Source organism: Aquiflexum sp. (assembly GCF_977115555.1).
In genome coordinates this window covers 1-9,838 of sequence record NZ_CDSBKL010000135.1, presented here as the reverse complement: position 1 = coordinate 9,838, position 9,838 = coordinate 1, and the positions used below count along the sequence as shown (strand labels likewise).

Below are 9,838 nucleotides of genomic sequence, written 5' to 3'. Positions count from 1 at the left end.
AGATGGACCGATTTTAGGAATCAGGTTTAGCGCGAGCTCAAAAATTAATGTTTCATTATTTTGCTTCAACATGCATGGTGTCCCGTATTTCTATTAAAAAACTTTTTATTTGGTGCAGCCTGTCCACCATGGCTACTTTGTCAAAAACTTTTTGATGGTCGCCTTTGATTACTTCTTGGGCACCCTGAAGTGTGTATCCTTTGATTTTTACCAATTGATAGATATACCTGATTTTTTCAATATCGTCTTTGGTAAACCTTCGGTTTCCCTTCTTGTCTTTTTTAGGTTTGATGATGTCAAACTCACCTTCCCAATAGCGGATAAGTGAAGGTGCAACTTTGAACATGCTGGCTACTTCTCCGATAGAGTAGTATTTTTTTTCGATTTCTTTTTCTTTGTATGGCACGGGATCTAAAGTATTACTTTAATCAAAAATAGGAAAAAATATTAATTTTCAACTCTCGAATATTCTTTTCATTAATTGCCATTTCTCATTTCCCTGATTACCGGGTAACTTTTGTTGATAAGTTGACATCAGATTTTCCCATTCTTGCACTTTCGGGTTATTTGCATCCAATTCCGCTTTTCTTTCAAAAGAAAAACTCGAATCTGCTTCAATTATCATGAACAGCCTATTTTCCCAACGGTATAATTCCATTGAAATTATTCCCGCATCTGTAAAACTTTGGAGGATTTCAGGTTTTACAGATTGATGATAAGTCTCGTACTCCTCAATGAGTTGAGGATCACTTTTTAAATCAAGAGTTAAGCAAAAGCGTCGGTTCATTTTATAATTTTAGAAAAAGCTTCCGATAAATATGAATTGCAAATACCGGAAGCCTTTAAATTGTTCTTTTTAAGGGTTTGACGCTTTTTTCTTAGAATCTTTTTCATCGATCACTTCTTTGGCATCTTCAGCACCTTTTAGGTAAGTGGGAAGATTCAATCCGGCCATGTTAAAAAGGTCATTCAAAGGAGGAACACTTTTCATCAAGCCTGAAACGAAATTTGCAGTAGACCCATTTCCATTTTCTCCGTTGGCACCGGAATCCCATACAGTTACTTTGTCTATTTTTATATTCTTGACAGCATCTACTTGAGTTTTGACAAGTTCAGGTAGTTTCTCAATCAATAAAAGTTGGAACGCCTTATTTGGATCACCTCCTGCGGCATCCACTACTTGCCTATAACCTTCTGCCTGTTTGGTTAGGATTTCATATAGACCTCGCGCTTCTGCATCCATTTTGGCAAATATTGCATCAGCTTCACCTTTTGCCTGCTCCCTGATCCTTTCAGCTTCAGCCTGCGCCTCAATGATTGCCTTTTGTTTGGCTATTTCTGAAGGTACTACCACATTGGCGATTTGTGTAGATCTTTCCCTTTCGGACCTTGCCGTTTCTGCTTTTTGTTCTGCAAGGTATGATTCTTCCAATGCACGGGCTTGTTGCACTTTTTCAGCCGCAAGGGCTGTTCTTGATGCTTCCGCTTCTCTTTCTCTCCTGACTGCGTCGGATTGGGCAATGGAGATTTTGGCCTCGTTTTCCCCTTTTACTGCCAAAGCATTGGCCTCAGAAGTTTTGACCCTTGTATCTCTTTCTGCTTCCGCCTTACCTATAGACTCGTCTTTGAAGGCTTCGGCAATGCTTACTTCTCTTGATTTATTGGTGATAGCTATCTTGACATCCCTGTCTCTGTGGGTTTCGGCAATTTGCACATCCCGCTCCCGGTCTGCCATAGCCTTTCCGGTTTCACCGATTTTTTCCTGCTCCGCGACTGAGATTTTAGCTTCGTTGATGGCTTTTGCAGCGGCCTCCTTACCCAAAGCCTCGATGTATCCTGATTCGTCTTTGATGTCAGTTACGTTGACGTTGATCAGCTTGAGGCCGATTTTCTTTAACTCTGTGTCTACATTTTTGGAGATGTTATCCAGAAACTTATCCCTGTCAGAATTGATCTCCTCTATTGTCATTGTCGCAATAACCAACCTCAACTGTCCAAAAAGTATGTCCTTAGACAATTCTTGGATTTGGTCAGGAGAAAGTCCCAACAATCTCTCAGCTGCATTACCCATACTGTCGGTCTCCGTCGATATGGCAATGGTAAAGCGGCAGGGAACATCTACCCGGATATTTTGGCGGCTAAGTGCATTGGTCAGATTGGCTTCAATGGAAATCGGTTTTAGGTCGAGATACGCATAATCCTGAATGACAGGCCAGATAAATGCACCGCCTCCATGGATACATTTGGCGGAAGTTCCTCCTGTTCGGCCATATACAACCAAGATTTTGTCTGAGGGACACCTTTTGTACCTTGAAACCAAAGCTGTTATTGATACAAAAAATACTACTGCTGCTGCTACTAGGATATAAATTGTTTCCATATTTGAATTGAGTGTTAAAGTTTTTCTACAACCAGAATATTATCAGAATCGACAGATTTTATTTTTACCAATGTCCCGGATTTCAGAGTTTCAGACTCTGTAATGGCCCTCAGTTCTTTAAATGAACCTTTGATACTAATCTGAACTTTGCCAATCCCTGATTTTTTCTCTGGAATGGTCAAGTAAACTTCCCCGGTTTTTCCTAAAGTTTCTTTGATTTGGAAGGTGTTGTCTTCTGCTAGCCTTTTGATCTGAGAAATAATCAGAAAAAACATGGCCACAAATGCTATTCCCGCAAGAAGGGCAATCCCTACTAGAAGGGTTTTATTTTCTATGATGTCATAAAATGAAATCCCTGTCCATCCAAAGCCCAACATAAAGTGGATGAAGTTTCTGAATGAAAAAAACTGAAATGCCCCTTGAGTACCTTCAAGATCACTGTCAAAATCAGCATCCAAGCCGTCAGTTGCATCTGCTCCAATAAATGTCATGATGGTCTGTACCAAAAAGATCAAGGAGGATGGTATGGCCAAATACCAAAAGATCTTAAGCAAGGTCTCCATTTCGCTAAAATTTTCCATAGTTGTGAATTGGTTTATGTCCACCAAACTAATTAATTTATTAATTGGCACAAACAGTTGGGCTAAACTTGTTTGAAAAAAAATTTCAGAGAGAAAAAAAAACATAATGGTCATGTTTTTTGGTTTTATTGGTTCGATTCTGAAATCCTCAGCGAATGGAATTCTAAGAGGTTTGAATTTTTCAAAAAACAGAATTCCAAAAATGATTCATTTGAATTAAAAAATAGATGAAAATGGCTTTGATTAACCGATTTTAACATGTTATAAAAAGAAAATTGCATTTCGTTCAAAAAAAAGTTTTTATACCCATTAGATTATTTTATATTTTGACTTGAATTTTGGAGTAATGAGAGTAAATAAGTTTTCGGCCTTCTTTTTTATCCTTGCAATTCTGCAATTGACTTTTGCTTTGGATGGCCATTCACAAGTGACCACTTTGGGTAAAGAATTCCTTTTTGGATTTATGGAGAACAACGGGATTCCTCCAGAAGCGCCTGATAGGGGTGTGGTGGTGATTACAGCAAGTGAAGCAGCAGAGGGTGTTTTGGAGTATGGTGGCAAGTCCTACCCATTTTCTCTTGCAGCAGGTCAACAATTCTTCCACCAGATCAATGATTTCGATATTCTACACAGAACTTCCGGCGTAATAGAATCCAAAGGTGTTTATATCATTTCTTCAGGAAAAGTATCAGTATACGCATTTAATGAAAGATTCAGGTCAGCGGATGGAACAGTGATTTTGCCGATAACAACTTTGGGTAAGGATTATTATATCACTTCGCATTTTGAAGTGATGACCACAGCTGTCAATTACAATGCAAACATAAATAACGAAAGTACACTTTTGGTAGTTGGTGTCGAGGATGATACCAGGATTGAAATTACCCCTACTGTATGGACCCAAACAGGGAATCCACCCTTGGTTCCTTTTTTTATAACACTTAATCGGGGTCAGAGTTATCAGATCAAGGCAAAGGGAGACCTTACAGGAACAAGGGTCAGGGTATTGGGTGAAAATGTAGAAGAATGTAAAAATCTAGCTGTTTTTGGTGGCAATAAATGGACAAGTGTGGGAGATTGTGGCCAGGCAAATGACAACCTTTTTCAACAAGCTTATCCAATAAATACCTGGGGGACGGAATTTTTTCACATCCCACTTGCAGGGAGGTCTTCAGGGGAATTGGTCAAAGTGCTTGCCTCAGAAGATAACACATCGGTTTTTATAGATGGGGTATTAAGAGGCAATATCAATGCAGGAAAGTTTCTTTCCCTCAATTTTAGTGCTAACCAACTTGCCAGTATCCGGACAGACAAACCTGCCTCAGTGACGGTTTTTGCAAAAAGTCAGGCTTGTAATGACCCTAACCAAGCCCTTTTCAATGACGGTGATCCGTTTATGATTACTTACAGCCCTAATCAGCAGTTGCTAAAAACAATTACTTTCAATGCCCTCCAACTCCCTTCTATTACGAGCCACTACGTGAATGTCATCGTAAATACAGCCTCTAAAGACCAAACAAGACTTGATGGTAACAATGTTGGAAACCAATTTTTACCTATCCCCGGTAGTGCAGAATATTCCTATGCCAGGATTTCAATATTTCAGGGGGTACACAACCTGAGCAACCCCGATGGATTGATCGGATACGTATATGGATTCGGTTTTATTGAATCATATGGATTTGCGGTAGGGGCTAATCTTGATAACTTAAATTTTGAGACCAAAAGTAATTATGATTTTGAGGTGATTGGAGACAAGATCGCTTGCTACAATAATGAAGGGTTGTGGGAAATCAATCCTGAAAATGAGCTTTTCACCTATTTTGTTTGGGATTTTGGAGATGGTTCCGACCCAGTTGTAGGTCAAAAAGTAGCTCATACCTATACCGAAATAGGAGAATATGAAATCAAGGTAATCGCAGCTATCAGTGAAAATTCCTGTGATGAGCAGCAAGAAGTTAAATTCAGTGTAACAGTAATCAAAACGGAAGGTGAAATCAGGGGAATCACTAAGGCCTGTCCTTTGGTAGAGGAATTGACCTATGGTATAGTTTCGGAAATGGATTTTGATAGAATCGAATGGAAAGTAGAAGGTGGGGAAATTATTAATATCAATGAAGAATTGGAACAGGTAACTGTAAGGTGGGGAGCCGCGAATCCCAATGCAAAAATCATTGCTTTGCCGTATACCTCAGAGGGATGTCCGGGGGAAGAAATTGTACTTGGAGTAGTAATCAATCCGCTGATTGAAGCAGGAATACCTAATGGACTAAGCGAAATATGCTTTGATCCTGAGCGGGTGGATGAGTATGAAGTGGAATCCTTTTTTGCAAACAGAGGATATGAATGGTTCATTGAAGGCGGTGAGTTTGTCAATGGCAATGAAGGAAATAAAGCAGAAGTCAAGTGGAATAATCCTGGCATCACAGGGAGAATTTGGTATAGAGAATACAGTCTTTTTGATGATTTTTGTGAAGGTACTTCTCCCAAGCTTGAGGTTCTTGTCAATCCTTTGCTTGAAGGTTCTGTTTTTCTAAAAGAAGATGTGAACTGTTTTGGAGAATCTGACGGTAAAATCCAGCTCAATATTATTGGAGGAAAAGCACCTTATACGTTTTCATGGGGCCATAATTCCTCATTAAATTCAATTGAGGCAGGTAATTTACCTGCAGGTATTTATTCTGTAAAGGTTACAGATTCTTTCGGCTGTTTTGTTCAAATTGAAAACATTGAGATTGTTCAACCCGACCTTCTGGAATTGGTGAGTTTGGACATTGAAGGAACAACCTGTTTTGGGAGGCCTGATGGTATTGCCAATATCATTGTACAAGGCGGGGTTGCTCCTTACACAATCGACTTCCCTTCGGCCAATATTGTAGATGACAAAATTATCCTTGAAGGACTTGAAGGAACATCACAATCCTATTTGGTTACTGATGCCAATGGTTGCAGTATTCCTATTGCATTCCAGGTCGAATCACCGATGCCGGCCATAGCAGATGTCCGGATTCAAAAGGCAAGCTGTCCCGGACAATCCAACGGGGAGCTTTTTGTGGCTGAAACCAGAGGAATTGGTCCATTCACCTATACCTGGGAATACGATAATTCACAGGGTTCTTCCCTTGAAGGAATTCCAAAAGGGATTTATGAGGTTTCCATACAAGACAGTAGGGGTTGTATCAGTGAAGGAAGGGGCGAGGTAAAAGAGGAGAAGCCAAAATTCAGAATGCCTACTGGTTTTATTCCAGATGATGGTCTTTTTGGCCCGGTTTCAAATTGCGAGATTCCTTTCATGTTGAAGATTTTTAATAGATGGGGAAGTTTGGTTTATTCAGGCGATATGGGTTGGGACGGAAAGGTAAATGGAGAAGATGCGCCCGTTGGGTCATATACCTTTATGTTTTTATTTGAAGGTAATGTAAATGGTGAATTGGTAAGAGATGAATACAAAGGAGTATTTACCTTAATAAGATAATGGGTGTTGGTATATATCTGTTTTCAATTTGAATGGTTGCGAAAAAATTTTTCAATTTATCAGCAACAAAATCACTCCAAAGGACTTCTAGTGTTGTAATCTATCCTCATATACAATGATTAAATTGGTAAATTACATCTCATGCAGAGAATATAACTGAGAATGCGGTTCCTAGGTAAAATCTCCATTTATGTTTTGGGTTTGATGTTGACTATCAGCTGCCTCAATCCTGTATATGGACAGTTGTCTACCATTGGAAGGGAATTTTTTTTAGGTTTTATGGAGAACAACCGGATCGTTCCCAACAGAATAGACCAAGCTTCCATCATCATCTCTGCAAGCGAAGACGCAAGCGGTATCATCCAATACGTAAACAACACCATTCCTTTCTCAATAAAATCAGGCGAACAGTTTGTTTATGATTTCCCGCAGGATGGTTTGGATATTATCCATAGAACCTCAGGGAAAATAGAAAACCTCGGCGTGTATGTCAGTGCAGATGGAAATATAGCGGTACATGCTTTCAATTTCCGTCAAAGAAGCGCCGACGGTACTGTGATTCTTCCTCTTTCATCCTTGGGCAAAGATTATTTGGTAACAGCCCATGCAGAGCAATTTGCCCCCGGAGTATCAGGGGGAAGCAACATTAATTATGAAAGTACACTATTGGTCGTGGCGGTCGAGGACGATACCAATGTTGAAATCACAACTACTACCGGTACTGTAAATACCATTCCGCCAGGGGCTCCCATCAATGTAACTTTGAAAAAAGGGGAGAGCTACCAAATCAAAGCCAAAGGAGATCTGACAGGAACTAGGGTTCGAGTCCTTGGAAGTCAGGACGGAGACTGTAAAAACATTGCAGTCTTTGGTGGAAATAAAATGACTTCTGTAGGCACCGATTGTGAAGGAACTACAGGAGATCATTTGTATCAGCAAGCATACCCGCTGTTTTCTTGGGGAAAGGAATATATCCATGTTCCTTTGAAGGGAAGAACTTCCGGAGAAATGGTCAAAGTCCTTGCGGCTGAAAACAATACCCAAATCTTTTTGAACGGTGTTTCTCAAGGAAATCTCAATTCTGGCAAGTTTTCCACTTTTATGTTTGGACCCGAAGAATTGGCCAACATCACTGCTTCCAAGCCAATTGCGGTGACTGTCTTCGCAAAAAGCCAATGGTGCAATATTCAAAACGGACCACTAGCCAGCAATGGGGATCCAACCATGATTACGCTTAGTCCCAATCCGCAATTGATCAAAAAAGTGGCTTTTTCTGCCGTAAAGGTGGTAGGTATCATCAACCACTATGTCAATATCATCGCAAAATCAGGAACACAGGAAGGAACAGTAATAGATGGGGTCAATGTTGGAAATCAATTTTCGCCGGTTCCGGGAAATGCAGGATACGTCTATGCCCAAGTTGAAATATCAGAAGGTGTCCATACTTTGACCAATCCCGAGGGTGTTATTGCATATGTTTATGGTTCCGGATTTATTGAATCTTATGGATATTCCGCCGGAGCGAGCCTTTCCAATCTGAACTTCGAAACTGAGGTTTTATACGATTTTGAAGTGCAAGGGGACAAGACAGCATGCTTGGGAGAAACAGGGGCTTGGAAAATTATTCCAACGAATCCTAAGTTTGAAATATTCGAATGGTCTTTTGGAGATGGAACTGACATGCAGGAAGGGCAGGAGGTTGATCATTTGTTTGACGAACCGGGAATTTACCAGATAAGAATTTTGGCCTTTACCGGGGACCGGGCATGCGATCAGATTGAAGAAGCGTTTTTTGACATTGAGGTCGTCGAATCTTTGGGAGAACTGACAGGTCCTGACAATGTGTGTCCTTTGATCGACGAAGCGGTTTATAATTTTGTCAATTACCAAAATACGTCACAAGTCATTTGGGAAGTGACCGGTGGAGAAATCATTGACTCAGATAATTATTCTGCCGTAATCCGGTGGGGGGCATTCAATCCTGAGGCAAAATTGATAGCTACACCGCTCTCTGAGGAGGGTTGTCCCGGACAAGCTGTCGAGTTGCCTGTCCTGATCAATGAATCCATTGAACCTGATTTTCCGGAAGGGAGGACACAAGTTTGTTTTGGGGAAAGTGATAATTTTACCTATAAAGTCAAAAACCTTATCCCTGAAAGGACATATAAATGGTTTGTCATTGGAGGTACTATCCTTTCTGCAGACAACGCTTCAGAGGTGACGGTCGAATGGCAGGGAGTTGGTTCACAGGGAGAAATCTGGTTTGAGGAATACAGTGAGATCAATACTTCCTGTGGAGGGGAATCCAAAAGGCTTAAAGTCAAAGTCAATCCTCCTATGGAGGCAAGCTTGATCTCTTTTACTGAAGAAATCTGCGCAGGTTCCAATCTTGGAAGGATTGAAGTTTTGGCAATTGGAGGAACAGGTGATTTTACTTTCGAATGGTTTCATGATCCTTTGCTAAAAGGGCCTTTGGCAACAGGTCTGACAATAGGTAATTATTCTGTTTTGGTAAAAGATTCAGGAGGCTGCGAAATTGCATTTGAGAATCTTGAAATTTCATCTTCCGAAGCTTTTGAATTGATCGGAACACCTATTGTCACAAATGCAAGCTGTTTTGACCTAGCAGATGGAAAAGTCGAATTTGAACTTCTAGGAGGTACAAAGCCATATAAAATCGAAGGTTTTGATTTTAAAGCAAATGAGAACCAACTTGAGATTTTTGGCTTGCCAAGAGGTGAGCACCGATTGATTGTAAAAGATGTAGTTGGCTGCGAATTTATTTTGGATGTTGTTGTCGATTCTCCTCCTGCGATTTCTGTTGAATTCAGGATTGAAAAGTTTGCCTGTTCAGGATTGGCAAACGGTTCTCTTTTGGCCATTCCCCAAGGTGGAGTTGCACCGTTTTTGTTTCTTTGGGATTGGGAAAACAGTACCGCACCAAACATTATTGACATTCCTTCAGGAGAATATGGGCTGACCGTAGTAGATGCCAACGGTTGCCAAAAGAAGGTCTTTGGCAAAATGGAGGAAGGAATTCCCATCCTCAGAATGCCGACAGGATTCATTCCTAAGGATGGTCCTTTTCAAGGTGTCAGCAATTGTGAACTTCAATTCAATCTGTGGGTGTACGATAAATGGGGAAGCTTGATATATTCCGGAGATAAAGGTTGGGATGGAAAAATCGGACAGGAAGATGCCGGGATCGGAACATACACCTATATGATTGAATATTTCTTCAACATTGAAGGAGAAAAGCAGACCCTGCAGCAGCGTGGTTCTTTTACTTTGTTGAAATAGAATTGAGGAGGCTTTTTAGATTTATTGTTGGCAGTATCCTGAGATTAATTAATTTTAGATTTCAAATCATTTTTAAATCATCCTTTTTAATTCAATCATGAA

General features: G+C 40.4%; 6 protein-coding genes. 2 read left to right on the top strand and 4 right to left on the bottom strand.

Annotated features, from left to right (window positions below; genetic code table 11):
- Positions 1–55 precede the first annotated feature (55 nt).
- The 4 genes from ACZFYI_RS09920 to ACZFYI_RS09905 form a co-directional block, all read right to left on the bottom strand.
- Entirely contained in the window at positions 56–406 is a 351-nt protein-coding gene (locus ACZFYI_RS09920) for a MerR family transcriptional regulator (protein ID WP_462523971.1), read from the bottom strand.
- A gap of 48 nt (positions 407–454) precedes the next feature.
- Positions 455–787, bottom strand: a complete 333-nt coding sequence (locus ACZFYI_RS09915; RefSeq protein WP_462523970.1) for an L-rhamnose mutarotase — start codon at positions 785–787, stop codon at positions 455–457.
- 69 nt (positions 788–856) lie between these two features.
- Positions 857–2,380 carry a flotillin family protein gene (locus tag ACZFYI_RS09910; RefSeq protein WP_462523969.1) on the bottom strand — a complete coding sequence of 508 codons (1,524 nt, stop codon included), beginning with the start codon at positions 2,378–2,380 and terminating at the stop codon, positions 857–859.
- Between the two features lie 14 nt (positions 2,381–2,394).
- Positions 2,395–2,961, bottom strand: coding sequence for a serine protease (locus tag ACZFYI_RS09905; RefSeq protein WP_462523968.1), 567 nt, complete (start codon positions 2,959–2,961; stop codon positions 2,395–2,397).
- Positions 2,962–3,307: 346 nt separating this feature from the next.
- Here ACZFYI_RS09905 and ACZFYI_RS09900 point away from each other — a divergent pair, with 346 nt between their 5' ends.
- Positions 3,308–6,436 carry a PKD domain-containing protein gene (locus ACZFYI_RS09900; protein ID WP_462523967.1) on the top strand — a complete coding sequence of 1,043 codons (3,129 nt, stop codon included), beginning with the start codon at positions 3,308–3,310 and terminating at the stop codon, positions 6,434–6,436.
- A gap of 162 nt (positions 6,437–6,598) precedes the next feature.
- Positions 6,599–9,736 (top strand): PKD domain-containing protein, encoded by a 3,138-nt coding sequence (locus ACZFYI_RS09895; RefSeq protein ID WP_462523966.1) that lies wholly within the window; start codon positions 6,599–6,601, stop codon positions 9,734–9,736.
- Positions 9,737–9,838: the final 102 nt, after the last annotated feature.